This is a genomic window from Ereboglobus sp. PH5-10, from assembly GCF_029504735.1.
In the GTDB taxonomy this organism is placed as follows: domain Bacteria; phylum Verrucomicrobiota; class Verrucomicrobiia; order Opitutales; family Opitutaceae; genus Ereboglobus.
On record NZ_JAQFIP010000002.1, the window covers coordinates 1 to 26,671 of the forward strand.

Annotated in this window: 20 protein-coding genes; 12 read left to right on the forward strand and 8 right to left on the reverse strand. The window is 62.1% G+C overall.

What is annotated here, in order from left to right; translation table 11 throughout:
* Together M2447_RS02050 and M2447_RS02055 are read left to right on the forward strand one after the other, a co-directional pair.
* Positions 1-118 (forward strand): IS3 family transposase (locus M2447_RS02050; protein WP_277557410.1); only part of this gene is annotated, 118 nt, incomplete at its 5' end.
* A 129-nt stretch (positions 119-247) separates the two neighbouring features.
* Positions 248-1,084, forward strand: a complete 837-nt coding sequence (locus tag M2447_RS02055; RefSeq protein ID WP_277557196.1) for a hypothetical protein — start codon at positions 248-250, stop codon at positions 1,082-1,084.
* Positions 1,085-1,789: 705 nt separating this feature from the next.
* On the opposite strand, the gene M2447_RS02060 is transcribed toward M2447_RS02055, so the two are convergent.
* Positions 1,790-5,143, reverse strand: coding sequence for a family 78 glycoside hydrolase catalytic domain (locus M2447_RS02060; RefSeq protein ID WP_277557197.1), 3,354 nt, complete (start codon positions 5,141-5,143; stop codon positions 1,790-1,792).
* Positions 5,144-5,296: 153 nt separating this feature from the next.
* On the opposite strand from M2447_RS02060, the gene M2447_RS02065 reads away from it, so the two are divergent.
* On the forward strand, positions 5,297-7,891 hold the full coding sequence (locus M2447_RS02065; RefSeq protein WP_277557198.1) for a U32 family peptidase: 2,595 nt from the start codon (positions 5,297-5,299) through the stop codon (positions 7,889-7,891).
* 374 nt (positions 7,892-8,265) lie between these two features.
* Here M2447_RS02065 and M2447_RS02070 read toward each other — a convergent pair whose 3' ends face one another.
* The 6 genes from M2447_RS02070 to M2447_RS02095 form a co-directional block, all read right to left on the reverse strand.
* Positions 8,266-8,616, reverse strand: coding sequence for a hypothetical protein (locus M2447_RS02070; RefSeq protein ID WP_277557199.1), 351 nt, complete (start codon positions 8,614-8,616; stop codon positions 8,266-8,268).
* Positions 8,617-8,628: 12 nt separating this feature from the next.
* The gene (locus tag M2447_RS02075; protein ID WP_277509433.1) at positions 8,629-9,006 is read right to left on the reverse strand and encodes a VOC family protein; all 378 of its coding nucleotides are present in this window, start codon (positions 9,004-9,006) and stop codon (positions 8,629-8,631) included.
* An 81-nt stretch (positions 9,007-9,087) separates the two neighbouring features.
* A complete protein-coding gene (locus M2447_RS02080; RefSeq protein ID WP_277557200.1) occupies positions 9,088-10,083 on the reverse strand; it encodes an alpha/beta fold hydrolase in 996 nt (331 codons plus the stop codon).
* Positions 10,083-11,123 carry a 3-oxoacyl-ACP synthase III gene (locus M2447_RS02085; protein ID WP_277557201.1) on the reverse strand — a complete coding sequence of 347 codons (1,041 nt, stop codon included), beginning with the start codon at positions 11,121-11,123 and terminating at the stop codon, positions 10,083-10,085. Before M2447_RS02085 ends, M2447_RS02080 begins: the two co-directional genes overlap by 1 nt.
* Positions 11,124-11,286: 163 nt before the next feature.
* Entirely contained in the window at positions 11,287-12,144 is an 858-nt protein-coding gene (locus tag M2447_RS02090; RefSeq protein ID WP_277557202.1) for an SDR family oxidoreductase, read from the reverse strand.
* Positions 12,145-12,173: 29 nt separating this feature from the next.
* A complete protein-coding gene (locus M2447_RS02095; protein WP_277557203.1) occupies positions 12,174-12,740 on the reverse strand; it encodes a 3-hydroxyacyl-ACP dehydratase FabZ family protein in 567 nt (188 codons plus the stop codon).
* A 94-nt stretch (positions 12,741-12,834) separates the two neighbouring features.
* On the opposite strand from M2447_RS02095, the gene M2447_RS02100 reads away from it, so the two are divergent.
* The 9 genes from M2447_RS02100 to M2447_RS02140 all read left to right on the forward strand — a co-directional run bounded on the left by M2447_RS02100 (position 12,835) and on the right by M2447_RS02140 (position 23,087).
* The gene (locus M2447_RS02100; protein WP_277557204.1) at positions 12,835-13,137 is read left to right on the forward strand and encodes a DUF971 domain-containing protein; all 303 of its coding nucleotides are present in this window, start codon (positions 12,835-12,837) and stop codon (positions 13,135-13,137) included.
* 148 nt (positions 13,138-13,285) lie between these two features.
* Positions 13,286-13,744 (forward strand): phosphoribosyl-AMP cyclohydrolase, encoded by a 459-nt coding sequence (gene hisI, locus M2447_RS02105; RefSeq protein WP_277557205.1) that lies wholly within the window; start codon positions 13,286-13,288, stop codon positions 13,742-13,744.
* Between the two features lie 109 nt (positions 13,745-13,853).
* Positions 13,854-14,786 carry a metalloregulator ArsR/SmtB family transcription factor gene (locus tag M2447_RS02110; RefSeq protein WP_277557206.1) on the forward strand — a complete coding sequence of 311 codons (933 nt, stop codon included), beginning with the start codon at positions 13,854-13,856 and terminating at the stop codon, positions 14,784-14,786.
* A gap of 216 nt (positions 14,787-15,002) precedes the next feature.
* On the forward strand, positions 15,003-15,980 hold the full coding sequence (locus M2447_RS02115) for a MoxR family ATPase (RefSeq protein ID WP_277557207.1): 978 nt from the start codon (positions 15,003-15,005) through the stop codon (positions 15,978-15,980).
* A gap of 143 nt (positions 15,981-16,123) precedes the next feature.
* A complete protein-coding gene (locus M2447_RS02120; RefSeq protein ID WP_277557208.1) occupies positions 16,124-17,035 on the forward strand; it encodes a DUF58 domain-containing protein in 912 nt (303 codons plus the stop codon).
* A gap of 235 nt (positions 17,036-17,270) precedes the next feature.
* Positions 17,271-18,329 (forward strand): VWA domain-containing protein, encoded by a 1,059-nt coding sequence (locus M2447_RS02125; protein ID WP_277557209.1) that lies wholly within the window; start codon positions 17,271-17,273, stop codon positions 18,327-18,329.
* Positions 18,326-19,423 carry a VWA domain-containing protein gene (locus tag M2447_RS02130; protein ID WP_277557210.1) on the forward strand — a complete coding sequence of 366 codons (1,098 nt, stop codon included), beginning with the start codon at positions 18,326-18,328 and terminating at the stop codon, positions 19,421-19,423. The genes M2447_RS02125 and M2447_RS02130 overlap by 4 nt, the downstream gene beginning before the upstream one ends.
* On the forward strand, positions 19,420-20,493 hold the full coding sequence (locus tag M2447_RS02135) for a hypothetical protein (protein ID WP_277557211.1): 1,074 nt from the start codon (positions 19,420-19,422) through the stop codon (positions 20,491-20,493). The genes M2447_RS02130 and M2447_RS02135 overlap by 4 nt, the downstream gene beginning before the upstream one ends.
* 23 nt (positions 20,494-20,516) lie before the next feature.
* A complete protein-coding gene (locus M2447_RS02140; protein ID WP_277557212.1) occupies positions 20,517-23,087 on the forward strand; it encodes a BatD family protein in 2,571 nt (856 codons plus the stop codon).
* 21 nt (positions 23,088-23,108) lie between these two features.
* On the opposite strand, the gene mfd is transcribed toward M2447_RS02140, so the two are convergent.
* Positions 23,109-26,645 carry a transcription-repair coupling factor gene (gene mfd / locus M2447_RS02145; protein WP_277557213.1) on the reverse strand — a complete coding sequence of 1,179 codons (3,537 nt, stop codon included), beginning with the start codon at positions 26,643-26,645 and terminating at the stop codon, positions 23,109-23,111.
* Positions 26,646-26,671: the final 26 nt, after the last annotated feature.

Consider the following 26,671-nt stretch of genomic DNA (forward strand, 5'->3'; position numbering starts at 1 on the left):
CCGGGCGCAGGGCCGTGCGACGGTCTTTGAGTGGATTGAGGCGTTTTACAATCCCCGGCGTCTGCACTCCTCACTCGGATATCTTTCCCCGGTTGACTTCGAAAAACTTAACAACTGATCTCCCTTTCCCGTCTGCGCCACTGTCCGCAATTCGAGGGTAAGCCCACCTGATCGCATCGTTTACCATCGTGGCAGCGTCATTTATGCGCGCTTAAAGGATGGAGGAGAAGAGGACTACCGGCATCCGTTGGATGTATCCAATGGCCTTGAGTGCGGTTGTGTGTGTGATGAGTGTAATGAACCGCTTTTGGGGTGTGCGAATGACCCGGTGAAGCGGGAAGCTGGGGCATACAAGAAAATCGCCTATTTTGCCCACCAGTCCAACTCTGAGTGCGCGCCCAAGGGCGAACGTGGATTGTTGGAGGCTTTCAGGTTGGTGATTGATGCTTCGCGAAAAATACTGCTGCCGGCGGCCTGCCAGAGGCTGGATGATGGACAGGTGCTGAATGTCCCTTATCGAAAGGCGGCAGTGGCTGATGTCTATTCGCTCTCAGTCGAGCCCAGACAGCCGGGTGAGCCGTATTCGCTTTGGGTTGAGACTTCGCTGGGGACAATCCGCTTGTTGGTCGTCGTCAATCGCCCACGGGTCTTGAGCGCAAAAGCGTTGGAGCAAAAAACGTGTTCGATTGTGACTGCAAACATGGTTCCTGATGTTGGCGGAATCATTCAAATGAGGGACGTGCTTGCGGCGGTTAATGAGGCGAGGGGATTGTATTGGGAATATTATCCAGAGATGGAGGCGGACAAGGCTGCTCAGGCGGAAAAGATCCGTCTTTCCCGAGCAATCGAGCAGATTCGTAGCCGCGAGATTAGGATAGCACCGAAACGTGAGGTGCGGGTAGCGTATGGAGGGAGAGTAAAGGAAAAGAAGGTGGATATCAGCGACGAAGAGGCGGTGCGGAGGGGGTGGAGGCGTGTGCTCTGTGTAGCGTGTAAGGCAGAGACCTGTTACGGCCCACCAGCTGGGGTTTGGCGGTATTGCACGGAATGCGGTCGATACACCAATTTCTGGACTATGGATTGAAGGGTTTATTTAACAGGAGAATGCGAATGTTGTCGAAATGCCAACAGCTGTGCCCGACGCGCCATTTTATCACGGCTGTGCAAGGTAGTGCTCGTTCCTCGCCTCCACCTTGACAGCCGTGTTTTTTTGCGCCTATCGGGTCACTGCTTAATAGGAATCACATGGAGAACTTAATGCGCCGCTCGTTGGCGGCTGGGTCGCCTGGCCTTGACGTTTCAAGAACGGCAAAGATTCCACGTCATGCCTTGTCCGCGATAGAGCAGTAAAACGCATAGGATGCATCGAATCGGCAGGGGCCAACCTCAAATTTGCCAGTGTCGGCTTCCACCCATTAAGGACATCGGCAAAAGTGCAGGTGTTGCGATTATCCGAAAGACGGACACTGGCAGCGTAAAGCACTTATACGCGAGTGCGCACCAACGCGCAAAAATGAAATTTTAAGGCGTGCAAAACTGCAAATAAACACCCATCTTGAAATATAGAAATGTATTCATTTTTTGAATACAAGAGGCGTTCAAGTGATGCCAAAAAAGAGCTTAGGTTGCCACAAGGTTGCCAAAAACGCTTCTTTTTGCTTCCCTTGTTTGCCCTTTTCTGCTACTGTATTCCTTTCGTAAAATATTAATAATCAACAAGTCCGCCAATCTCAACGACTTAATCAAAAGCATGGAATAGGGTTCGAATCCCTCCTCCTCCGCCATGCGGTTACTGCTCCGCGGTGAAAATATAATTGCCAGATTCGATGGCGTAGACGGCCTTGTTATCGGAATCGGCACCGCGCAGGGCGCGGACGCCCTTGGCGTTTGCGACTGCAACACCGCCTTCGCGCACGGTTGCCGGATTTTTGGTCGGGATGTGGACCGTGGCGGTAGAGCCGGTGGGTATTGAAATTTCCAATACAAATTTTCCGCCTTCCTTTTTCCATGCGCACGCGACCGGGCCGCGAGGTGATTCGTAGGTGGCGCGTGCCCAGGTGATGTCTCCGACGACTTGCGGCTTGATGATGATTTTGCGGAAGCCGGGGCCTTCGGGATCGGGCTGCACGCCCACAAGGTCGCCGTAAAACCATTCCGTGACCTGCCCGAGCATGAAGTGGTTTTGCGAGGTTTGGCGGCGGGCGTTCCATGCCTCGGTCAGGCTGGTCGCGCCTTGGGCGAGTTGGTGGGCGTAGCCGGGTTTTTCGTCGCCTCGCGTGAGCATTTTGTGGATGAGGTCGGAGCGGCCGTTGTCGGCGAGGGCGCGGAGAAGGTAGCGATAACCGACATCGCCCGAGGTGACGCCGTAGTCGTCGGCTTGAAGGCGCGCGACGAGTGTGTCGAACACGACTTTGCGGCGTTCGGGCGGGACAAGGCCGAGCGCGAGGGGCATGGCCTGCGCGGTTTGCGAGCCGGTGGCGTAAGTGGCGATGTTTGGGTCGTCGGTGAAGGGTTTTTGCGCGGGGTCGCCGTCGTTGTTGAGGAAGGCGCGGTTGAATGCGTCGGCGATTTTTGCGGCTTCCTTGTTCAGGCGGGAGGCGTCGTCGGCGCGGCCGATGACGGTGGCGATGCGCGCGAGCGTGTGTGTGATTTCGTAATAGATGGCGGTGGCGGTGAGGGGCACGGGGGTGAGTTGAGAGACGCCGGGGCGGCGCGGGCCGGAGTCAAACCAGTCGCCGAGGCCGTGCGAGAGGATGTGTTTTTTTGCGCGGGTGTTGAGATAATCGACGTAGTCATCCATCGCGTCGAAGTAGTCGCGCAGGGGTTTGTCGTCGTCGGTCCAGATGTAGTGCTGCCAGGCGGCGAGGACAAACGCGGCGCCCCACTCGGGGGAGTCTCGGAAGCCGCCGGCGAAGATGGTGTATTCGGGCGCGATGTCGGGGACGAGGCCGGAGGGGAGTTGCGAGTCGGCCATGTCGCGGAAGCATTTTGCGAAGAGGCGCGCGGCGTCCCATTCGTAGCGGAGCGCGGGGCCGTTGAGGTGGTATTGTTCGAGCCAGCCGAGTTTTTCGCGGTGCGGGCAGTCGGTGAGAACGTGCGCGAGGTTGCTGCGCTGCGCCCAGCGCACGAGCGTGCGGATGCGGTTGAAGAGTTCGTCCGAGCAGGCGAAATCCCCTGCGGGCGGCGTGTCGGAATGGGTGACGAGTGATTTGATTTTTTCGACGACGGGGCGGTTTTGGCTGCCGTCGGGCGGGATGCGCTCGACCTGAATGTAGCGCGTGCCGTGGTAATAGGTGTCGGGAGTCCACGATTCGCCGAAGGGATCGCCGCGCAGCGTGTATTGCCAGTAGGCTGCGCCGCCGCCGACCGACCTGCGGTCGAGGGCGCCGGTGCCGGGATCAACGAGCTCGGCGGGCGTGAGTCGCACGATGGAGCCGGCGGGGCCGCGCACGGTGAGCGAGGGCATCATCGAGGCGTTTTGCCCGAAGTCGATGATGCTGACGCCGTCGCGTATTTGTTTTTCGGATACAGGTGAGAATTCCTCGAAATGGTTGAAGTGCGGGGATGCGAGCGAGAGTCCGCGGAATTTGCCGGCGGGGCCGGGGGTGGTTGCGGCGGGCGTCCATGCGCTGTCGTCGAACCCGGAGTCGGTCCAGCCACGCGGTTCGAGGCGGGCGTCGTAGTCCTCGCCGCCGTAGAGGTTGGAGTAGGTGGCGGGGCCGGTCGAGACGCGCCAGGCGCCGTCGGTGCTGATTGTTTCGACGAGGCCGTCGTCGTATTCGAGGCGGATTTGTCCGTGGGCGACGAGGGGCCGGAAGGGGGTTGTGAATTTGTGATAGCGGTTTAGTGGGTCGGGCCGGATGTTGTAAAAACCGCCGTGGAGGATGAGCGCGAGGACGTTGGATCCCTCGTGGAGCCGCGAGGTGATGTCGTAGGTGTCGTAGAGGACGGTTTTGTTGTAGTTGGTCCAGCCCGGTGCGAGGAGGCCGGTGGTGATGCGCGTGCAGCCGACGGAAAACTCGTAATGGCCAAGGCCGGTGATGTGGGCGAGCGCGCGGACAAGGCCGGGGCGCACGTTGAATTTGCGGCGCAGGAGAAGGGTGGTGTTGGCGCGCGGGTTGTGCTCGGAGGTGTCGAGCCCGTCCGTGATCGCGCCGGGCCGCCAGTTCACGCTGTCGTCGCTGGTGTCGCTCGCGGTGACCGGGGCGTTGAGTGCGATGTTCTTTTTTTCGGGGCCGGAAAGGACTTCGATCTGGCTGAGGGCGAGAACGGGTTTGCCGTCGGCGGGCGCGCGGAGCTTGGTGGCGGTGACGCGGAGGTAGCGCGCGATGGCTGTGTGCGTTGCCGGGGGTGTGCGCTTGATGACGGCGCTTCGCGGATTGAGATCGTTTGCGGTGTCGTCGGAGATGGTGTGGATGCGGTGGGCTTTTTTGAAGGCGGGATCGTCCGACGCCTCGATTTTAAAACGAACGGGGAAGCCGTGCCGGTCCGGAAAACCGTGCCTGACGGCGCGAAGGATGACGGTGTCGATGGGCTGCGGCGAGCCGAGGTCGAGTTGCACCCACTTGGGCGTGTTTGCGTGTTTTGCCTCGCGAGAACAGAAGCCGAACGCCTTGCGCTCCCATTTGAGGAGCGCGGGGTCGGTGATCCATTGCGCGCCGGGTTGCCAGCCGGGGCCGAGAGGAGTGTCGAGCACGCCCGTGGTGAAGGTGGCGACGGGACTCCACTTCGAGGCGCGCGAGCCGGGGGCGTTGCTCCAAACTCGAACTTTCCAGAAAACTTGCTGCGAGGTGGCGAGCGGGCGTCCGTTGTAGGGGATGTTGAGGGTTTCGGACGATGTGACGCGTCCGCTATTCCAGAGGTCGCCGTAGTCGCGCGCGAGACGCTCGGCGCTCGTGGCCGCGAGGATTTCGTAGGCGAGCTGGTTTTCGCCGCGTTCGGGCGAGGATATCCGCCAGCTGAAACGCGGTTTTTCGGAGTCGATGCCGAGCGGACTTTCGAGATTTTCGCAGCGCAGCGAATCGACCTCAAGCGCGGCGCGAGCGGCGGATGCGAAAGCGAACAAAGTGACAAGCATCGCAACCGCCGCGAGGGCGTGGCGCGACCCGCATGTTTTGCAAATCATCGTTCCGATACGAAACATGAAAAGATGTTTTATGCGCATGGGCCGCGAGGTGAAGCGGAAACGCAGAAAAGCGCGCAAAATTTGGGGGATTTTTTTTGAACGCGTTTGGCGAAAAATGACGGCGGAATTGCGCGCGCTTGATTTGGGCGGGTTCGCTTGTAGTTGTTTTGCATGGTGCAAAATAACGACACGCCTCGCCGTCCCGAAATCCTCGCGCCCGCGGGGGATTGGGAATGCGTGCGCGCGGCGGTCGAGAACGGCGCCGACGCGGTCTATTTCGGACTGGAGCGCTTCAACGCCCGCATGCGCGCGAAAAATTTCACGCAGGCCGACCTGCCCGCGCTCATGGCGTTTCTGCACACGCGCGGCGTGCGCGGTTACGTGACGTTCAACACGCTTGTGTTTCCCGGCGAGATCGGCGAGGCGCGCGACTACGCGCGCACGATCATCGCCGCCGGCGCCGACGCAGCCATCGTGCAGGATGTGGGCGCGTGCAAACTCATCCGCGAAATCTCGCCCGATTTCCCCATCCACGCGTCCACGCAAATGACGGTCACGAGCGCGGCGGGCGTTGCGTTTGCGCGCGAACTCGGCGCGTCGCTCGTGGTGCTTGCCCGCGAAAACACGCTCGCCGACATCGAGGCGATCCAAGCCGCGCAGCGCGCCTCCGGCCACGCGCCGCTTTCGCTTGAGGTGTTTGCGCACGGCGCGCTTTGCGTGGCCTACTCCGGCCAATGCCTGACCAGCGAGGCGCTCGGCGGGCGTTCCGCCAACCGCGGAGAGTGCGCGCAGGCGTGCCGGCTGCCCTACGAGTTGATTTGCGACGACCGCAAGGTCGATCTCGGCGACCGGCGCTACCTGCTCAGCCCGCGTGATCTCGCGGGCATCGACGTGCTGCCGGAACTCGCGCGCCTCGGCGTCGCCTCGCTCAAAATCGAGGGCCGCCTGAAATCGCCCGAATACGTGGCGAGCATCACGCGCGTTTATCGGGCGGCGCTCGATAAACTAATGGAGAACGAAAAATGCATAATGGAGAATGTCGGGGGCGATTGGCAGTCCGGGACTGCCCCGCATTCGAAATATGAACTGGAGATGACTTTTTCGCGCGGGCTGGGCACGGGATGGTTTCGCGGCATCGACAATCAAAATCTCGTCCACGCGCGCTTCGGCACCAAGCGAGGCGTGTTTTTGGGCGAGGTCGCGCGCGTGCAAAACGAAAGCGCCACGCTCCGCCTCGCCGCGCCGCTCAAGCCGGGCGACGGCGTTGTGTTCGACGCGGGCACGCCCGAAATCCGCGAGGAAGGCGGACGCGTTTACCAAGTCGATGCGCGCCCCGGCGGCGAAACGACCCTGCGCTTCGGCCATGGCGACATCAATTTCGGGCGCGTGCGCCCCGGCCAGCTTTTGTGGAAAACCAACGACCCCGCGCTCGACCGTGAATTGCGCGCCACCTACGACGGCGACAAGATTCGTCACACGCGCCCCGTTGACGCCGAGGTGCACGGCCACGCCGACGCGCCGCTCACGCTGATTCTCAACGACCGCGCCGGGCATGTCGTGCGCGAGGATTCCGCGGTCGCGCTTTCGCCTGCGCAAACCCAGCCGCTCACGGAGTCGCGCCTGCGCGACCAAATCGGACGCCTCGGCGGCACGCCCTACAGTCTTGGCAAACTCGCCTCGCGCATCGAGGGCGACGTCATGCTGCCGATGAGCGAGCTCAATCGCCTGCGCCGCGCCGCCGTTGAAAAACTCACCGCCCTGCGCGCCGCGCCGAAACGCTGGACGATTCACAACGGATCGAGTGGCACGGGCGACTCAACCGTGATTCGGCGCATTCAACACGGGCGAGTCGCCCGTGCCACTCAACCCGCCGCAGCCGAAATCATTCCCGTCTTGCGCAATCTTTCCCAGCTTGAGGCGGCGCTCACGGTGCCGGACATCGCGACGGTTTATTGCGAGTTCGAAAATCCGAAACACTACCGCGAGGCGGTGGCGCGCGTCCGCGATTTGGGAAAACCGGATTTGGAAATATGGGTTGCGCCGCCGCGCATCACCAAACCCGGCGAGGAATGGATACTCGCGCAAACGCGCTCGGCAAACGCCGACGGCTACATCGCGCGCAATGCCGACCACCTGCGCTACTTCGCGGACGACCGCAAGCGGGGCGATTTTTCGCTCAACGTCGCCAACCAAATCGCCGCCGAATATTTTCTCGCACATCATGGACTTGAGCGCGTTACCGCATCCTACGACCTGAACATCGCGCAACTCGAGGCGCTGTTGCAGGCGTCGAACAACGCTGCGCGTGCGCTCACGCCGGCATCCTACGACATCACGATTCACCAGCGCATGCCTATGTTTCACATGGAGCATTGTGTGTTTTGCACGTTTCTCTCCGGCGGCAAGGATTACCGCGACTGCGGACGTCCCTGCGAAAAACACCGTGCGCGCCTGCGCGACAGGACGGGCGCGGAGTTTCCGCTCAAGGCCGACGCCGGCTGCCGCAACACCGTTTTCAACAACCGCGCGCAAACCGGCGCCGAGTATGTCGCGCGGTTGCTCGCGCTTGGCGCGCGCCATTTTCGCGTGGAGTTTGTCGATGAGACGCCCGGCGAAGTCGTGCAAACGCTCGCGCGCTACCGTCAACTCCTGCGCGGTGAAATCGACGGCGCGGCACTCTGGCGCGAATTAAAACTGCTCAACCAGCTCGGCGTGACGCGCGGCCAGATGGAAGCCGCCCCGAGAATCCTCCGCCGCAAAAATTGACGGGAACGCGCTTGCGCCCCGGGAGCGCGGGCATCCTGCCCGCCGGTTTGGATGCTTGGGCGGCGCGGTGTGCCGCGCCGTCTTGCGGGCAAGATGCCCGCGCTCCCAGGCGCAATCCTGGTTTGAGCAAAGTTTTGAGATATGCCCCTTTTCCCGCAGTGGTTATTTCTTGTCTTCAAAAACGGCCGCGGTTGCGTGATACGTTTTCTGATATGTCCGCAAACAACACACAGGCTGCGAAACTTGTTTTGGATGTCCGCGCCGAACTCGGCGAGGGGGCGTTTGAATTTGCGGGGTAGAAGCTTTTAACCGCGAATGAACGCTAATGGACGCGAATAAAGGCAAGGGCAAGGTTTGTGAATTAGTTATGATTACTAGGTGTAGTTCTTTGTATAAATAATCCATCCCTCTTCATAATTTATGGTTATTATCAAATGATTATTTTCGCTTTTTTTCTCATATCGTGTGTCGTTGATTCGATGGCCAGACATCTTCATTTTTTCAACAAATAGAAGAAACTCTTCATGAGTTCCGCGTGATTGGAGTGTGTAGGTATAATCGTTATCGCCACAAAATGTTCGGGTCATTTCTTCTCGGACAAATGTATAGGGCATCGCTTCTTTTGGGGTCACTGGCTGGAAATAACTCCACACCAACGATAGGGAAGGCAGGAAGAGGACGCCCAAGAAAACCCATACCCAACGGTGGCGCAGAATTTTTTTCATAACTGGATGTATTCAGAACGGTTGCGTGCGCTGGCAGAATTGGAGGGCTAGGCCCCAGGGGTCGCGCATCATGAGGAGGGCGTTGCCGCCGGGGGTTTCCTCGACGACGAAGGTGGCTCCGGCTTTTTCCAGGCGGGCGCGGTCGGCTTTGGTGTCGGTTGAGACGAAGGCGACGTGGAGGACGAGCGGGGGCTGGTTGGCGTAATCGGGATAGGGCGTGGCGGGGTTGCTGTAGATTTCGATGAAGACGCGGCCGGTTTCGTCGGCAAGGAAATGCGTGTGCGGCGCGGCTTCGACGCGGCGGGCGACCGTGAGGCCGAGGTGCTCGACCCACCATGCGGCTTGGGCGCGGGCGTCGGGAGAGTTGAAGGCGAAGTGTTCGAATTTCATGGGCGGGTTGGTGCGGTTGGTGGTGGGTGGGTGTTGGCCGAGGGAAGCGACTTAAATCGACCGAAGTCGACTTGAGTCGATTTAAGTCGATGGAAATAGAGGCTCGAAAAACTGCACGATTTTGGCGCGCACTTCCTCGCCGCCGTCGTCGAGGAGGTAGTGGCCGGTGTCGGGGAAGTGGTGCGTGGCGGCGTCGGGATAAACTTTGCGCCAGCGGTTGTAGAAGTGATCGTTGAAACAGAAATCGGCGCCGCCCCAGACGATGAGTTTCGGGTTGGCGGCGAGGAGCGGGAGGTTGCGCTCGATGGCGGTCAGCGTGGCGTGGGTGGGGTGCGCGGGCGACATGGGGATGTCGCGCACGAATTCGTGCACGGCGACGCGGTTGGCCCAGTTGTTGTGGGGGAAAAGATAGGCGCGTTTTTCGTCGGGGGTGAGTTTGCGGCGGTGCATGGTCATCCATGTCGCCGGCCATGCGAAGCCGTTGACGCCGCGGACGATCAGGGCGCCGATGCCGAGGGGGGCGCGGCAGAGGCCGATGCGCGCGGGCATGTGGATGTCGGGGAACGCCGCCGTATTCAGAATTGTGATACGTCCGATTTTTTCGGGGTGGCGCGTGGCGAAGCCGAAGCCGATTGCGCCGCCCCAATCGTGAACGATGAGGTGAACGCGGCGGAGGTTGAGCGCCGCGACGAGCGCCTCGATGTCGGCGATGCGTTGCGCGAGTGTGTAGGGGTAATCGCGGGCGGAGGGTTTTTCGGAGAGGCCCATGCCGATGTGGTCGGGGGCGATGCAGCGGAGCGAGGGCGAGAGGGCGCGGATGATGTCGCGATAAAAAAACGACCACGTGGGATTGCCGTGAAGCATGAGCACGGCCTCGTCGGTGCGCGGGCCTTCGTCGGCGTAGTTCATGCGCGCGCCGCGGGGCGTGACGAAGGTGTTTTGCGCAAAGGGATAGAGGGCGCGGAGCCAGTCGGGGAGGGGCGCGCAGTTCGTAGCGCGGACTGCCAAGTCTGCTTTTTCGGAGGCAGACTTGGCAGTCTGCGCTACGCTGGCGTTCGTTTCGTTCGGGGTGTTCATCACCATTCGACTCCGAGCATGAGGCAGTTGAGGCCGCTGCCGATTCCGAGGAGGGCGACGCGGTCGCCGGGTTTGACGGCGGAGTTCTCGGCGGCGAGGGCGAGCGTGACGGGGAGCGAGGCGGAGCCCATGTTGCCGAGTGTTTCGAAGGTGGAGAAATCCTTGGCGAGATCGAGTCCGACGGTTTCGTAGAGTTTGCGGCGGTGCACGGAGCCGACTTGGTGGCAGATGTAGCGGTCGATGCCGGCGGTGTCCCACGCGGTGGCGGCGGTGAAGTCGGCCCAGGTTTCGCGGGCGAGGCCGACGCCGGCGATGAGGAGTTGCTCGGAGTCGGTTTGCATGGCGAGGGCTTCGGCGCCGTGGGTGTCGCCCTGGCAGAGGTCGTTGTATTGCGTGGCGGCGCGCCCGGCTCCGCCGATGAGTCGCGGGGCGCGGCTGCCGGCGGGGAGGAGCGAGCGGTGGCAGAGGATGGCGGCGACGGCTCCGGAGCCGATGGTGAGGTTGGCGAAGTAGGGTTTGATTTCGTTGCGGTTGAGCGGCGCGGTGGTGAGGTGCGCGAGTGTTTGCTCGATGAGGGGGCGTCCGTTTTCGCCGGAGACGATCATGCCGGCGCCGATCTGGCCGGATTCGATGAGGCCGGCGAGGATGACCATGCTGTTGAGGAAACCGAGGCAGGCGTTGGAGACGTCGAAGATTTGCGCGCGGGCGGTGAGGCCGATTTTGCGGTGGGCGAAGGAGGCGGTGGCGGGTTCGAGCATGTCGCGGCAAACGGCGGCGTGCGTGAACATTTCGATTTGCTCGGCGCGGAGGGAGGATTTGGCGAGCACGGCGCGTCCGGCGGCGGCGCTGGCGTCGGATGCGCGCGTGTGCGCAGGCCAGTGGCGGCGCTCGCGAATGCCGGTCATGAGTTCGAGGCGGCCGAAGGGCAGGCGCAGGCGTTCGTAGAGCGGGCGGAGTTGTTCCTCGATCGCGGCGGATGTCCAGACTTCGTCAGGCAGCGCGATGGCGAGGGATTCGATGTGGACGTTTTCGAACTTCATGAGTGGGAGGCGGAGTGCGCGAGCGCTAGAAATTCCAAATTCCAGTGATCAAATTCCAATGGGCGAGGCTCCGCCTCGTCCGGCGGCTGAAAGCCGCCGCTCCTTGTCGCATGCGCGTGTCTCACACGAGTTTGTCCATTGGAATTTGGCATTTGGAATTTGATCATTGGAATTTGGAATTTCCACCGGCGTCAGCCGGTGGCTCGGGTCTCATTGCGAGGCGGATGATTTCGGCGTCGTAAAAGTTGCCGCCGAGGCCGGCGTCGATGGTGAGCGTGGTGGCGTTGATGCCGCTGGCGCGCGGGCTGAGCAGGAACACGGCGGAGTCGGCGACTTCCCGCGTGGCGAGGTTGCGTTTGCGGAGGGTGAGTTTTTCGGAGTAAAGGTAGCTTTCGATGTAACCGGGGATGCCGGCGGAGGCGCTGGTTTTGAGCGGGCCGGCGCCGACGATGTTGAAGCGCACTTCGCGCGTGGCGGGATCGGCGGAGAAGGATTTTGCGAGGAAGCGCGAGGCGGATTCGAGCGCGGCCTTGATCGGGCCCATGTAGCCGTAGTTGTCGGGCGTGACGAGGAGCGACGAGATGCCGATGGTGACGACGGAGGCGTCGGACGCGAGGTGCTGCTTGAAGGCGCGGGCGATTTCGACGAGCGAGAAGGCGGAGATGGTCACGGCCTGGAGGAAGTCGGTGCGCTTGGTTTCGTCGAAGGGTTTCAGGCCCTCGGAGTAATTGGCGAAGGCGATGGAGTGGACGATGCCGTGGATGGGCGCGTGTCCGGCGGTGGCGATTTCGGCGGCGAGGCGCGCGGGCGCGCCTTCGTGTTCGACGTCGCAGATGAAAACGGGTTTTCCGGCGAGAAGGTTTTCGAGGGATTTTTTGCGCGCCTCGGAGCGGACGCTGTAAATGACGCGCGCGCCTTGTTCCTCGAGCGTGCGCGCGATGTGCCACGCGACGCTTTTGCGATTGGCGACGCCGAAGACGACAAATGTTTTTCCGGCGATTTGGAGGAAGTCGGTGCTCATATTGTTTCAGTTTTTCCGATTTCAGCCCTTCAGCCCTTCAGGCCTTGTGTCTCTGCCGGCCCAGAGGGCACCCCGTCAGAGCCAGCCCTTCGGGCCGCCACCTCCGGTGGCGCCATCTTCGCGCTGTCGCGCTCGTCAGCCTTTCCTGTTTGGCCTTCGGGTGTTTTCCAGACGACGGAATAATCGACGTTCATGACGCGCGTGCCGTCGGGTTTTTTGATTGAGCCGGTCATCATGGTGAAGCCGCCGAGGGTTTCTTTTTTCCTCACGTCGATGACGATGGTGTCACCGGGATAAACGGGGGCGCGGAAGCGCACGTCGTTTATTTTGGCGAGGAGCGGCACGCCTTCGCCGGGTTTGGCGCCCGCGGCCTGCGCCTGGCGGGCCATGTAGAGAGCGCCGGTTTGGAAGACGGCCTCGCAGAGCAGCACGCCGGGCGTGATGGGCGCGCCGGGATAGTGGCCGCGATAAAAATCCTCGTCGGCGCGCCATGTGCGGCGAGCGGTGAGTCCGTCGGCGGTTTCGGCGACGATTTCGTCCACAAACAAAAACGGCGGGCGATGCGGTATGAGTTCTGTGACTGCTTGCGTTGACATTAGTAAAAGGAGAATGAGAAGGGGCGTTTTGATGCGAGGCAAGAATCCGTTCTTTCACAAATGCGCAAAGTTGCCTACAAACACCGTTTTAATTTTGAAGACGCCGCGGAACATCCAGCTCATCGGGACCGAAGTCGCCATCGCGTGGGACGATGGCAGCGAGTCGTATTTTCAGGGTGAAAAGCTCCGCGCGGCGTCCCCGAGCGCCGAGACGCGGGGCGAAAAGGACATCCTTGGCAACCAATACGGCGGGGACGGCCCGAGGGAGTTTCCGGGCGTGACGGTCGTCGGCTGGGCGCGCGTGGGCAATTACGCGCTGCGTTTCGATTTCAGCGACGGACATGGGAGCGGCATTTATAGCTTTGAGTATCTTGAGAAGTTGGCTCGCCAATTGTGATTTTTTATTTTGGATTTTCGATGTCAGACACTCATAGGCTCGTAGACTCGATTTTGGATTGCGCGCTTCCGCGCGAAAACGAAATCACGGTGGAGTGGCAGCTCCCAATCCAAAATCGAGAATCCAAAATCCAAAATTTCCACACACCATGAACTATCCAGCACGCACCAATAATCAGGAGATCGAGCTTGGCTCGACGTTTCAGCCGAAGTTCGGCGAGGACGGCCTCATCCCTTGCATCACGCAGGACATCACCACGGGGCAGGTTCTCATGTTTGCCTTCATGAACGCCGAGTCGTTCGCGCACACGCTCAAGACGCGCAAGGCCACCTACTGGAGCCGCTCGCGCAAAAAACTTTGGGTGAAGGGCGAGGAGTCCGGCAACGTGCAATGGGTGAAAGAAATCTACACCGACTGCGATCAGGACGTCGTCCTCGTAAAGGTTGAGCAAACCGGCTCGGCCAACGCCTCCTGCCACAACGGCTACAAGAGCTGCTTCTACCGCAAGTTTGCCGACCTCGACACCGCCGCCGCCGGCACCGAATACAAGCTCACGACAATCGCCGAACGCCTCTTCGACCCGGCGACGGTGTATAAGAAGAAGTAGCGAGTAGCGGGTAGTGAGTAGCGAGTAGATAGGTCGGCTAAACCACGCTTGCGTCCGGCTTCTACTCGCTACCCGCTACTCACTACTCGCTACTTTCCCCTCTTCCGCCATGTCCGCCACTTGGGATATTCTCAAAGTCATTTCCGATCCGACGCGGGTGCGTCTGCTCGCGTTGCTGCAACACGAGGAACTCGCCGTCGCGGAAATGCAGGATATCCTCGGCATGGCGCAATCGCGCATCTCGTCGCAGCTCGCGATTTTGCGGCAGGCGGGGCTTGTCGCGGATCGCCGCGAGGGGAAGAAGTCGTTTTACTCGTCGGTCGCGCAAGCCGATCCTGCGCAAAACGCGCTCGTCAAGGCGGCGTGCAATGCCGCGACGGGCGATCCCGCGCTTGTCGAGGATCGCGAAAATCTTGACCGCGTGCTCGCGCGCCGGCGCCAGCAATCCGAGGCGTATTTTAACCTCATCGCGGGCAAGCTCGGCAAAAACCATTGTCCCGGACGTTCGTGGGAGGCCATCGGGCATCTCGCGCTCCGTCTCACGCCCGCGATCACGATTGCCGATCTCGGGGCGGGGGAGGGGTTGGTTTCGCAACTCCTCGCGCGCCGCGCCGAGCGCGTTTGGTGCATCGACAATTCGCCGCGCATGGTCGAGGTCGGCACCGAGTTGGCCAAGCGCAACAACCTCGCCAACCTCGCCTACAAACTCGGCGACATCGAGGACGTGCCGCTGCCCGACGCGTCGGTCGATCTCGCGATACTCAGCCAGGCGCTCCACCACGCGCAGCATCCGCAAAAAGCGGTCGGCGAAGCGTGGCGCATACTGCGCCCCGGCGGACGCCTTCTAGTGCTCGACCTGAAGGCGCACACGTTTGAAAAAGCGCGCGAACTTTACTCCGATGTTTGGCTCGGCTTTCAGGAAAACGTGTTGCACGGATTTTTGAAAAAAGCCGGTTTCCAGCAAGTCGAGGTTTCGGTCGTCGCGCGCGAGCCGATGGAGCCGTTTTTCGAAACGCTCCTGGCGAGCGGAACGAAAGCGTGACGTTCGTAGGGGCGCACCTGGCGTGCGCCCTCGTGCCCGCCCGCTTTGTGCAAGCGCGCGCGGATCGTTTTTCGGATGCGAGGGCGCACGCGAGGTGCGCCCCTACGGCGTGTTTTTTCTGCAAATCCAACTTGCACGACACGGCTCCACGGAAACAATTGTCCGTTCATTCAGTCTTAGCACATTTTCAAACACACCATCTCCACATCACAGCTTATGATTACCGGTCCCGTTTGGTCCAAGAAACTCCGCGAAGAAATTGGCAAGGCAGTCATCGGTCAGGAGGCCACCATCGAGCGGCTGCTCGTCGCCCTGCTCGCCAATGGCCACGTGCTTCTCGAGGGCATGCCCGGCCTCGCGAAAACCCTCCTCGTCAAATCGCTCGGCACCGCGCTCGGCGTGCAGTTTGAGCGCATCCAGTTCACGCCCGACCTTCTGCCGAGCGACGTCGTGGGCACGATGGTTTTCCAGCCGAAAACCGGCGAGTTCGTGTCGCATCGCGGCCCGATTTTCGCGAACCTCGTGCTCGCCGACGAAATCAACCGCGCCCCCGCCAAGGTGCAAAGCGCGCTGCTTGAGGCCATGCAGGAGCGGCAGGTCACCATCGGCGGGCAAACGCATCCGCTCCCGAAGCCGTTTTTCGTGATGGCCACGCAAAACCCCGTCGAGCAGGAGGGCACTTATCCGCTTCCCGAGGCGCAAACCGACCGCTTCCTTTTCAAGCTCATCGTCGATTACCCGAGCAGCGACGAGGAATCGCAAATGATGCAGCGCTGGGGCCAGGTCACCAAGCAGCCCGAGCTGCTTCCCGTTTCCAGCGGCGAGGAGCTCCTCTCGTTGCGCACGGAAGTGGACAGGGTGCACGTCGCGCCCGCGATGCAGGGCTACATGCTCGCGCTCGTCCGCGCCACGCGCGCGCTGGCCGCCGATCCGTCCACGCAACTCGAGCCGAATGCCAGACGCCATCTTTCCTTCGGCGCCTCGCCCCGCGCCTCGCTCGCGCTCTACCAGGCTTCGCGCGCGCTCGCATGGATGCGCGGGCAGGATTTTGTCAGCCCGTCGCTCGTGCAAGACATCGCAACCGACGTCCTCCGCCACCGCATGGGCCTGACCTACGAGGCCGAGGCTGAAAACATAACCACCGACAAAGTCGTCGCCATGGTGCTCGACAAAACTCCGGTGCCGAAACTGTGAAGAAATTTTCGATTCTCGATTCTCGATTTGACGGACTGTCGCTAACGCTCGAAACGATTGCGCGCTACCGCGCGAAAACGAAATCGAAAATGGAGCGGTAGCTCCCAATCGAAAATCGAGAATCGAAAATCGAAAATTCCGCCATGTCCGCTCCTCTCACGCCACAGAATCTCCTTCCCGGAATCTCCAACCCGCTCGCGCTCCTGCGCAAGCTGGAGTGGCGCGTGCGCAATGCCGTCGAATCCACGCTCGGCGGCATTTACCGCTCGGCGTTTCGCGGGCGCGGCATGGAGTTCGACCAAGTCGTGCGTTACGAATTCGGAGACGACATCCGCGACATCGACTGGAACGTCACCGCGCGCCTCGGCGAACCCTACCGGAAAAAATTTGTCGAGGAGCGCGAGGTCACGCTGATCGTCGTTTTTGAGGACACGCCCAGCCTGCAATTCGGCTCCGCGGGCATTTCCAAGCGCGAGGCGCTGCTCGAACTCGCCGGGCTCGTCATGCTCCTCGGCGCGGTCAACCGCGACCGCGTCGGCACCATCCACGCCACGCCGCGCGGCTACACGCTTCACGAGCCGGTGCGCGGACGCGGCCCCATCATGCACGCCGCAGCCGAACTCTTCGGCCAGCCCGCGCCCGACATCACCGACGGCGCCACGACCGCCGCGATTCCGTGGCAGCTCCTCTCGCGCTCCGCTCCCAAGCACAGCATCATGATTTGGCTCGGCGATTTCGCCCCGCGCCCCGCGCCCGAGGGCTGGCCGATTTTCCAGCGCCGTTACCAGACGATGGGCTTTCGCATCGACGACCCGTGGGAGCGCGCGCTGCCCGCCGGCGAGGGCTTCGCCGCCTACGATCCGGTGAGCGGACGCCTCGTGAACATCGGCGGCACCTCCGCCGAGCGCGCCGCGCACGCCCGCTGGCGCGAGACGCGCGATGCCAACTGGCGCGCGCTTTTCCCCGACCAGTTCAGCCGCCTCCAAGTCGGCACCGACGAAAACCGCCTGGATGCGCTCGTCCGCTTTTTCCACAGGAGAATGAGCGCGCGCTGACGCGCGCGCAAATTCCAAATTCCAGCAGCCAAATTCCAGTAAAATTCCAATGACCAAATTCCAAAAAACAAACCGTTCCAACCTCGCGCTTGCGAACGGAGCGGCGGTCTCCAGGCCGCCGGACGAGGCGCAGCCTCGCCTCTTTGAAATTTGGAATTTGAAATCTGGAATTTCGTTGGAATTTGACCACTGGAATTTGGAATTTTTTCCACAGGAGGGCACCGCATAACCACTGATGTTTGACGGCACCTACATCTTCAAGGACCCGCTCTGGTTTCTCGCGTTGCTCGCCATCCCCGCGATCATGTGGCTGCGCTCGCGCCGCACCGTGCCCGTGTTGATCGTTCCGTTTGCCGCCGCGTGGCATCGCGCGTCGCTCACCGGCCCCTCGCGCTGGCCCGTCATTTTTGCCTCGCTCGGAATCGTCCTCATCACCATCGCGCTCGCGCGTCCGCAAAAAGTCGAGGACAAGCGCGAAGTCCGCACGCAAGGCTACGACCTCATGCTCTCCATCGACCTTTCCGGCTCGATGTATTCCGAGGACTTCACCGAGGGCGGCACGCCCATCAACCGCCTCCAGGCGATCAAACCCGTCATCAAGGCCTTCATCAACGACCGCCCCAGCGACCGCATCGGCGTCGTCCTTTTCGCCGGGCACGCCTACACGCTTGCGCCGCTCACCTTCGATCACGACTGGCTCGCGCGCCAGATCGAGCAAATCAACATCGGCCTCATCGAGGACGGCACGGCAATCGGCGACGGACTCGGCGTGGCGCTCACCCGGCTCGAACAATCCGAGCGCACCGAGGACGGCAACAAGCGCAAAGGCGCCTTCGTGATTCTCCTCACCGACGGCGCCAACAACCGCGGCATGCTCTCCCCGCAGCAAGCCACCGAAATCGCCAAGGAGCGCAACATCCCCGTCTACACCATCGGAGCCGGGCGCGAGGGCTGGGTGCCGTTTCCCGTCCTCGACCAAAATAGAAACCGCGTCGGCACGCGCCGCGTGGTCAGCGACCTCGACGAGGAAACGCTGCGCACCATCGCGCGCGAAACCGGCGGCCTCTATTTTCGCGCCCGCGACAACAACACCATCAAGTCCGCGTTCGCCGCCATCGACCGCGCGCAAAAAATCGAGTTTCAAGCCAAGTCCTACCTCGTCACCACCGAGTATTTCCACTGGTTCGCCATTCCCGGCGGCGCGCTCTTTTTACTCGCCGCATTGTTCACGCGCCTGAATACGCGCGCTTCATTCCGCACTCCGAGTTCCGAACTCCGCACTTCCACCCAATGAGTTTTTACTGGCCGCAACTTCTCTGGCTCCTCGCCATCCCCGCGTTTTTCCTGCTCGGGGAAATCGTGCGTCGCGCTGGTGTCGCGTTCACCTACCCGAAAATCCTCCGCGCCCGCGCCGGCCGACGCTCGCTCCGGCTTGAATCCGACAATCCAAAATCCAAAATCCAAAATCCAAAATCGTCCCGTCCCCGCGTGCTGCTCTACCTCGGCCTCGCGCTCGCCATCGCCGCGTGCGCCCGTCCGCAATGGGGACGCATCGAGGAACCCGTTTTCGACCAGTCCCGCGAAATCCTGATCGCGCTCGACCTCTCGCGCTCGATGGACGCGACCGATGTCAAGCCCACGCGCCTCGACCGCGCGCGCCTGCTCGTTTCCGGACTCCTCTCCGATCTCAAGGGCGAGCGCGTCGGCCTGATTGTTTTTGCCGGCACCGCGTTTTTGCAAAGCCCGCTCAGTTCCGACTACGAAATCCTTCGCGACTTCCTGCCGCTCATGGACACGAAGTATCTGCCCCAGGGCGGCACCGATTACACCGCGCTCCTGAACTCCGCGCTCGGCTCCTTCAGCCAGGGCGACGGCGCCGACCGCTTCCTCATCATCCTCAGCGACGGCGAGGCAAACGACGACACCTGGCGCACCCTCGTTGACAAACTCAAGGAGCGAAACATCCGCGTTGTCAGCCTCGGCGTCGGCACCGAGGCCGGCTCGATCATGCCCGACGGCGCGGGCGGACTCATCAAGGACGAGCGCGGCGCGGTCGTGCTCTCCAAGCTCGAAAGCAAAACCCTTCGCGAACTCGCCGAGGCCACCACCGGCGTCTATGCCGACGCCAGCAGTTGGGTCAACCTTGCCGAGATCATCGAGCAAACCGTCGCCACCGGACGCAAAGGCGCGTTTCGCGAGGAAAACCGCGTGCGCCTCGCCGAGCGCTACCAATGGCCGCTCGCCGCCGCGCTGCTCCTGCTCGCGTTCAGCTACTGGTTCGAGTTTCCCGTGCGCCCCAAAAACCGCGCCATCCGCCTCGCCCCGCAAAAGAAACATCCCGCCAACGTAGCGCAGACTGCCAAGTCTGCCCCTCCGCCACTCGCATGACACTGCGCCCGACATCTCTTTTTTCAAAAATCCCCGGTCGAATCAGCCTGATCGGACTGGCCGGCTTGCTCTGTCTCTCGCTCCCGCAACTTTTCGCCATCGAAGTCGCGAAACCCGCCGAACCCACCGAGCCGGCCGCGCCCGTCGAGGATCCCGCGAAGCCGCTCGGCGAACTCGTCGGACGACTCTCCGCGCTCGACACGCTCGCGCCGCGCGACTTCGCCGACTTCGCCACCGAGACGATCGCCTACAGCCAGGCCGTGCAGGCGTCGAAACAGCCTGTATCCGAAAAACCAATACGCGACGCGCTCGCCGCCGTTGACCAGGGCCGCAAGCTCGACCCCAAGGCCGCCGACTGGGACGACCTTCAATCCCGCCTCGAAAAATTCCTCGAAAAAACCGAGCAGCAAAACCAGGACCAGCAGCAACAGGACAAAAACGACCAGGACAAGCAGGATAAGGACAAACAAGACCAGCAGCAGAATCAGCAGGACAAACAAAACCAGTCCGGCGACAAAAACGACGACCAGCAAAACAAGCAGGACCAGCAAAACCAACAACAGCAGCAGGGTGACAAGTCCGAGCAGCAACAAGGCGACCAGCAAAAACAATCCGGCGAAAACCAGGACCAGCAGCAACAGCAAGGCTCGCAAGATCAGCAGAACCAGCAATCCGGCGACCAACAGCAGCAACAACAGGACAAGCAGGACGGCCAGGGCAAAAACGACAACGCCCAGGAGCAGGAACCCAAACCCAAACAGGAATCCGCGTTCGGTGACATGCGGAAAAAAGACGAGGACAAACAAAACGCCGGCCAGCAATCACAGGAGCAGCAGCAACAACAGCAACCCGAAGCCCAGCCCGAACAATCCGAAAACATGCAGCAAATCGGCGGCTCCGACGGCAAGGAGCAGAAGCCCATCGACTCGCGCCTGATCATCCCCATGCAGCAGCTCGATCAAGTGCGCGACAAGGACGCCCCCGCGATTCTTTTCCAGCGCATGCAAGCCGCGCAGGACGGCGGCCAGCAGCAACAATCCGCGCAACAACCCAAAGGCAAGAATTGGTAATGACGAACTTTCTCAGATTCACGATGACGCGACTCACCACAACTCTTCCGCTGCTCGCCACGCTGATCCTTTCGGCCCTTCAGCCCTTCAGCCTTTCAGCCCTTTCTCAAACCATCCGCTGGGACCCATCCGGCGGCAGCCTCGCCAAGGGCCAGGTCAGCCAGATCCAGCTCGTGTTTGAAAACTGCCAGCCGCAGGGCAACGTCGCGTTTCCACCCGTGGCCGGCCTCGAACTTCAGCACAACGGCAGCCGCTCGCAAAACTTCAGCAGCATCAACGGCCGCACCGTGCAAAGCGTCTCCTTCGGCTTCAACGCCCGCCCCACCACCGAGCAGCGCGTCACCATCCCCGCGTTCAAGATCAACACCGACAAGGGCGAGGTCACCGTGGCGTCCGTCAGTTTCGACGTCGGCGCGGCCACCGTGCAGGGCGGGCAACTCACGCTCGACCAAGTCGTCGGCTCCAAATTCATCGTTCCCCAAACCGTCTGGGCCGGCGAGGTGTTTCCCCTCACGTATCGCATCACCGCGCTAAAACGTTTCCTCAACTCGCTCGGCAGCGAGCACCCCGAGTGGGACTCGCTCCCGCTCAATCCCGAGCCCTGGCCGAAATACCAAGTGGCCGACGAACTCAAAAACGGCGAACCGTGGATCAACGTCACCTACACCACCCGCGCCATCGCGCGCGATCCCGGCGAGATCACGCTCAACCCCGCGCGCCACGCCGTCGCGCTCAACACCGGGCGCCGCGACATCTTCGGCTTCGCGCAACAGGAGCAATTTGCCATCACAAGCGACCAGCCCAAAATCACCGTCAAGCCGCTTCCCGCCGGCGCGCCCGCGAAATTCTCCGGCGCGGTCGGCCAGTTTAAACTCGAATCGAAAATCGTCCCCGAAAACGCCGCCGTCGGCGAACCCATCACCTGGACGCTCACGCTTTCCGGCCAGGGCAACTGGCCCGACATCCAATCGCTCCCCTCGCGTTCCGTCTCAAAGGATTTCCACGCCATCCAGCCGCAAGTGAAACGCACGCCGCAGGGTGAAAACGCGCTCTACGAATTCACCCTCTCCGAGGATGTCGTGCTCGTCCCCACCAAGCCCGGCCCCTACACGCTCGGCCCCGTCGAATGGAGTTACTTCGACCCCGCGCAAGGCCGCTACGTGACCGTCACCGCTCCCGCCGCAAAAATCACCGTCGCCCCCGCCGCCAACGCCGCCGCGCCCATCTTCGCCGGCTCGGGCACGCAAGCCGCGACGCCCACTCCCGGCGCGCTCACACTCGCCGACGCGCCGAAGCAACCCGCCAACATCCCCGGCGATCCGCTCCCCTCCGCCGCCCCCGCGCCGACACCGCTCCCGCGCTCCCCGCTCATTCTCTACCTTCTGGCCGCCGGCCTCTGGCCTCTTCTTCTCTGGCTCGTCCTTGCGTTTCTGCGCGCGCGCCGCACCGATCCAAACCGCCCTCAACGTGAAGCCCGCGCGCGCATCCAGAAAACACTCGCCGCAATCGACGAGACACCCGCCGCCGAACGCGAACGCCTCGTCTCGCTCCTGCAAGCCTGGCAGCACGACACCGCCATCCTCTGGAAAATCCCGCAAGTCGTGCCCTCCGCGTCGCTGTTCCTGAAAACAAACGACAAGGAAACCGGCGCCGCATGGTCCGCGCTCTGGAGCGACAGTGAACGCGCTCTCTACCGCGCCGGCTCGCCGCTTCCTCCCGACTGGAGCGCGCGCGCCCACGACGCGCTCGCCGCCAAACGCGCGCGCGGCTTCAACCCGCTCTCGCTCTTCGCCCCGCGCAACCTCTTCCCGCTCGCCGCGGCGCTGCTTGTTTCCATTTCAGTCCTTCAGCCCTTCAGCCCATCGGCCTTCGGCGCCACCAACACAAGCTCCGCTCAAACACCGGAAGCCGCCTACAAATCCGGCGATTTCAAAACCGCCGAAACCGCGTGGCGCCGCGCCGTCGAGGCCGCGCCGACCGATTGGGTGTCGCGCCACAACCTCTCGCTCTCGCTCGCGCAACAAGACCGCTGGGCCGAGGCGGGCGCGCACGCCTTTGCCGCGTTTGTGCAGCACCCGAACGAACCCGCGATGCTCCGCAATGTGCTCCTCACGCTCAGTCGCGCCGGATACACGCCGAGCGCGGTTGCGGAAGTCACGCGCCCCGGACCGGTGCGGGAAGTCGCGTTGCGCTATGCGCCCGCGCAATGGCAATGCGCGCTCGGCATGTCGGTCGCGCTCGCCGCGCTCGCCTTCGCGTTTGTGCTGCTCGCCGTTTACGGACGCCGCTTCCGGCTGCCGCTTTTCATCCTGGCGGGCGCGGCGTTTGGCTTCGCGGCGCTTGGCGTGACGGTGTCGCTGCTCAGCCTGCACGCCTACGGTTCCGCGAAGGACGAACGCGCGGTGATCGTATGGAAATCGGGATCGCTCCGCTCGATTCCGACAGTCGCCGACACAACGCAAAAAACCACGCCGCTCGCCGCGGGCACGGTTGCGATTGTCGACAAGGATTTCCCCGGCTGGGTGCGCCTCGTTTTCGAGGACGGCCAAACCGGCTGGGTGCCAAGGGAAGACATCGTGCGCTTGTGGAAGTGAGTTTGCGGGCGCGCGGCGGTTTTACGCATTCGGCAGGTTGTTCAGGAAAACGAGAATTTCCTTCAATCGCGCGAGCGGTTTGGGGGCGGCGAGTCGCGGGAAGCGCGTGCCGTGCATCACAAAAGCGTCGTGCTTGCCGGTGTTGCGCAGGCATTTCAGGCGGGTGCCGGCGGTTTCCACGCTGAGGATGTTTTTCTGCTCCGCGCGTATCCGGATTTCGGTGATTAAAAACAGCGCCTTCACTTCGTCGCCGTATTTGCCGAAACGGTCGCGCAGGTCGTTTTGGATTTGCTTGAGCGCGTCGGGGGTTTCGGCGAGCGCGAGGCGGCGATAGAAATCAATGCGCAGCCGCGTTTCCGAAATATACGCGCTCGGGATGCGCGCCTGGATTTTCGGAATCTCGACAATGCCGCTGGCGGCGTCCTCGGCCGCCTTGATCGCGGAGTAGGACGTGGCGTGGGCTTGGGAGTGTAGGGCGCGCTCGCCGGAATTGGGTTTGAGTTTTGTGGCGGCTCCGGGCGGCGGCTTCGGCGAAGCCGCCCTGCCTTCATCCGCCTCGCCCACATAGACAAAATCCAGCTTCACATTTGCGCGAATGCTCGCCGCCGTTTTTTCGCCTTTCAGGCGCGCCACCGATTGCCGCAACAACTGGCAATACAGCTCGAAGCCGACGCCGACGATGTGGCCGCTTTGCTCCGCGCCCAACAGGTTTCCCGCGCCGCGCAGTTCGAGGTCGCGCATTGCGATGCGGAAGCCCGCGCCGAGCTGGTTGTGCGCGCGGAGGGCGTTCAGGCGCTGGCGCGCGATTTCCACGAGGTGCGTGTGGCGGTGCAGCAGCAGATACGCGTAGGCTTGGTGCTTGAAACGCCCGACGCGGCCGCGGAGCTGGTAAAGTTGCGAGAGGCCGAAGCGATCCGCGCCCTCGATGATGATTGTGTTGCAGTTCGGAATATCGAGGCCGCTTTCGATAATGGTGGTGCAGACGAGGATGTCGTATTTGCCCGCGACAAAATCGGTCATCACATGCTCGAGGTCCTTTTCGTGCATTTGTCCGTGGCCGACGCCGATGCGCAGGTCGGGCAAAAGTTCGCGCAGGCGCGCGGCGACGAGGTCGATTGTTTGCACGCGGTTGTGCAGATAAAAAACTTGCCCGCCGCGTCGCAGCTCGTGGCGCACGGCCTCGACGATGAGTTTTTCGTCGTAGGTTTTGACGATGGTCTGGACGGGGTGGCGGTTGGTGGGCGCGGTTTCGATGACGCTCATGTCGCGCGCGCCGGTGAGCGCCATGTAGAGCGTGCGCGGGATCGGCGTGGCGCTCATCGAGAGCACGTCCACGGTGGCGCGCATGGTTTTGAGGCGCTCCTTGTGTTTCACGCCGAAACGCTGCTCCTCGTCGATGACAACGAGGCCAAGGTTGCGAAAGACGATGTCTTTTTGGAGAAGGCGGTGCGTGCCGATGAGGATGTCAACTTGTCCGGCGGCGGTGGCGGCGATGATTTTGTTCTGCTCGCCGCGCGTGCGGAAGCGCGAGACCATTTCGATCACGATCGGGTAGCCGGCCATGCGTTCGCGAAAGGTGTTGAGGTGTTGTTGCGCGAGCACGGTTGTCGGCACGAGGAGCGCGACCTGGTAGCCGTCCTGCACGGCCTTAAACGCGGCGCGGATGGCGACCTCGGTTTTGCCGAAGCCGACGTCGCCGCAGATGAGGCGGTCCATGCTGCGCTCGCGTTCCATGTCGGCCTTGGTTTCATCGATGGCGCGGAGCTGGTCGCGCGTTTCGGTGAATGGGAACGACGCCTCGAATTCCTTTTGCCAGGTGGTGTCGCCTCCAAAGGCGTGCCCGGACTGCGCCTCGCGCGCGGCCTGGATGCGGAGCAGTTCGGCGGCGAGGTCGATGGTGGCGACTTCGGCGGCGCGGCGTGTTTTTTCCCAGCGGTTGGTGCCGATGCGCCCGAGCTGCGGGCGCGTTTTGCTGAGGCCGACGTAGCGGCTGACGAGATGCGATTCCTGCAACGGAACGTGGAGCGTGACGCCGTCGTCGAACTCGAGCGAGATGACTTCGCGCATGCCCGTGGCGTGGTCGATTTTTGCGAGGCCGCGATAGATGGCGATGCCGTGCTGGATGTGGACAACGAGATCGCCCTCGACGAGCTCGGAGAAGTCGAGGAGCTGGTCGACTTGGGCGCGCTGCACGAGCGCGCGTTGTTGCAGCGCCGCGCCGCCGGCCCGTCGCGCGCGCTGGCGCCCGAAGAGTTCGGTTTCGGTGATGTAGAGCGCGGGTTGGAAAGGCGGCGCAGATATTTCTGCCTGTGCCACCTTGCGCGTTATGCGGAAGCCTTCGTTCAATGTGCCGCGCAGGTAGCGCGGACGGATTTTTTTGAAGGCGGTTGTGCCGGCGAGGATTTCCTTGGCGCGGTTTTCCTCGCCCTCCTTGGCGGTGATAATCGTGAGCGCGTAGCCGTCGCGGGTTGTCCATTGGGCGACTTGTTTCAGGAAACGCGCGCGGGCGTCCTCCTCGGCTTGGAGACGTTCGTTGGCGACGAGATCATTGGAGGGATAACTGCGGTGGTGAACAAGGCTGTCGGTTTCCCAAACAACTTCGCGCGTGCCGGGCGCGTCGAAAATTTCGCTGGCCTCGTCGAGATCGCTGACTCCAAAAAGTCCGGAGACTTTTTGGAGAAGGGTGAAGAGTGAAGGGGGAAGGGTGAAATCGGACGCAGGCGTGGTGCTGACGCCGGCTTCGCTGGAGAGCGCGTTGAAATTTTCCTCCAGCATTGCGGGTTCGACGAGGAGCAGGTTTGTGCCGGCGGGAAGGTAATCGGCCATGCCCGTCTTCGACGGCTCGAGGCGCACGCGCGGACTGGCGGAGAGCGTGATACTGGCAACGGATTCGCCCGAGCGTTGTGTGAGCGGATCGAAGGCGCGGATGTCCTCGATTTCATCGCCGAAAAAATCGAGGCGATAAGGTTGCGTGGCGGTGATCGGATAAACGTCGATGATGCCGCCGCGCACGGCGTAGCTGCCCGGCGCCTCGCAAACGGCCTCGCTGTCGTAGTCGAGCTCGCGGAGTTTTTCTATTAGCGCCTGAAACGGCTGCGCTTGTCCGCGCGAGAGCGTGATTTCCGCCGTGGCAAATTGCGCGAGGGCGGGGACGGGTTGTGACAATGCCGCGGGCGTTGTGACAATCAGTTTGGGGTGTGAAATTTTTGGTTCAGCGTTAAGGGAACCTCGCAGGGCGGAGAGGACGGTAAGGCGGTCGGCGCTGGCGGCAAAGGCTTCGCGCATGTCGCGCGTGTCGGGCATCGATTCGGGGAGGATGTAGATCGCGGCGGAGTTTCCGGTTTTCAGTTTGCGGTTTCCAGTTGGGGAATCTGTTGCGCCGGCAGTTTCAAAAAACGCGATATCCTCTGCGAGTTGTTCGGCGAGCTTGGGTTCGTCGACAACGATCAACCACAGCGGCGCGGGGTGGGCGCGCACGAGCTCGCCGATGACTGCGCCGCGGGCGGGCGGGCAGACTCCGACGTGCTTTGCTCGATACGGAATCGCTGAGGCTGACATTTATGTCGCAGATTGAACAACGAAGG

Coding starts and splice junctions, on each gene's coding strand:
- M2447_RS02060 (WP_277557197.1), bottom strand. CDS start 5,143: ATGTTTCGTATCGGAACGATGATTTGCAAAACATGCGGGTCGCGCCAC.
- M2447_RS02065 (WP_277557198.1), top strand. CDS start 5,297: ATGGTGCAAAATAACGACACGCCTCGCCGTCCCGAAATCCTCGCGCCC.
- M2447_RS02070 (WP_277557199.1), bottom strand. CDS start 8,616: ATGAAAAAAATTCTGCGCCACCGTTGGGTATGGGTTTTCTTGGGCGTC.
- M2447_RS02075 (WP_277509433.1), bottom strand. CDS start 9,006: ATGAAATTCGAACACTTCGCCTTCAACTCTCCCGACGCCCGCGCCCAA.
- M2447_RS02080 (WP_277557200.1), bottom strand. CDS start 10,083: ATGAACACCCCGAACGAAACGAACGCCAGCGTAGCGCAGACTGCCAAG.
- M2447_RS02085 (WP_277557201.1), bottom strand. CDS start 11,123: ATGAAGTTCGAAAACGTCCACATCGAATCCCTCGCCATCGCGCTGCCT.
- M2447_RS02090 (WP_277557202.1), bottom strand. CDS start 12,144: ATGAGCACCGACTTCCTCCAAATCGCCGGAAAAACATTTGTCGTCTTC.
- M2447_RS02095 (WP_277557203.1), bottom strand. CDS start 12,740: ATGTCAACGCAAGCAGTCACAGAACTCATACCGCATCGCCCGCCGTTT.
- hisI (WP_277557205.1), top strand. CDS start 13,286: ATGAACTATCCAGCACGCACCAATAATCAGGAGATCGAGCTTGGCTCG.
- M2447_RS02110 (WP_277557206.1), top strand. CDS start 13,854: ATGTCCGCCACTTGGGATATTCTCAAAGTCATTTCCGATCCGACGCGG.
- M2447_RS02115 (WP_277557207.1), top strand. CDS start 15,003: ATGATTACCGGTCCCGTTTGGTCCAAGAAACTCCGCGAAGAAATTGGC.
- M2447_RS02120 (WP_277557208.1), top strand. CDS start 16,124: ATGTCCGCTCCTCTCACGCCACAGAATCTCCTTCCCGGAATCTCCAAC.
- M2447_RS02125 (WP_277557209.1), top strand. CDS start 17,271: ATGTTTGACGGCACCTACATCTTCAAGGACCCGCTCTGGTTTCTCGCG.
- M2447_RS02130 (WP_277557210.1), top strand. CDS start 18,326: ATGAGTTTTTACTGGCCGCAACTTCTCTGGCTCCTCGCCATCCCCGCG.
- M2447_RS02135 (WP_277557211.1), top strand. CDS start 19,420: ATGACACTGCGCCCGACATCTCTTTTTTCAAAAATCCCCGGTCGAATC.
- M2447_RS02140 (WP_277557212.1), top strand. CDS start 20,517: ATGACGCGACTCACCACAACTCTTCCGCTGCTCGCCACGCTGATCCTT.
- mfd (WP_277557213.1), bottom strand. CDS start 26,645: ATGTCAGCCTCAGCGATTCCGTATCGAGCAAAGCACGTCGGAGTCTGC.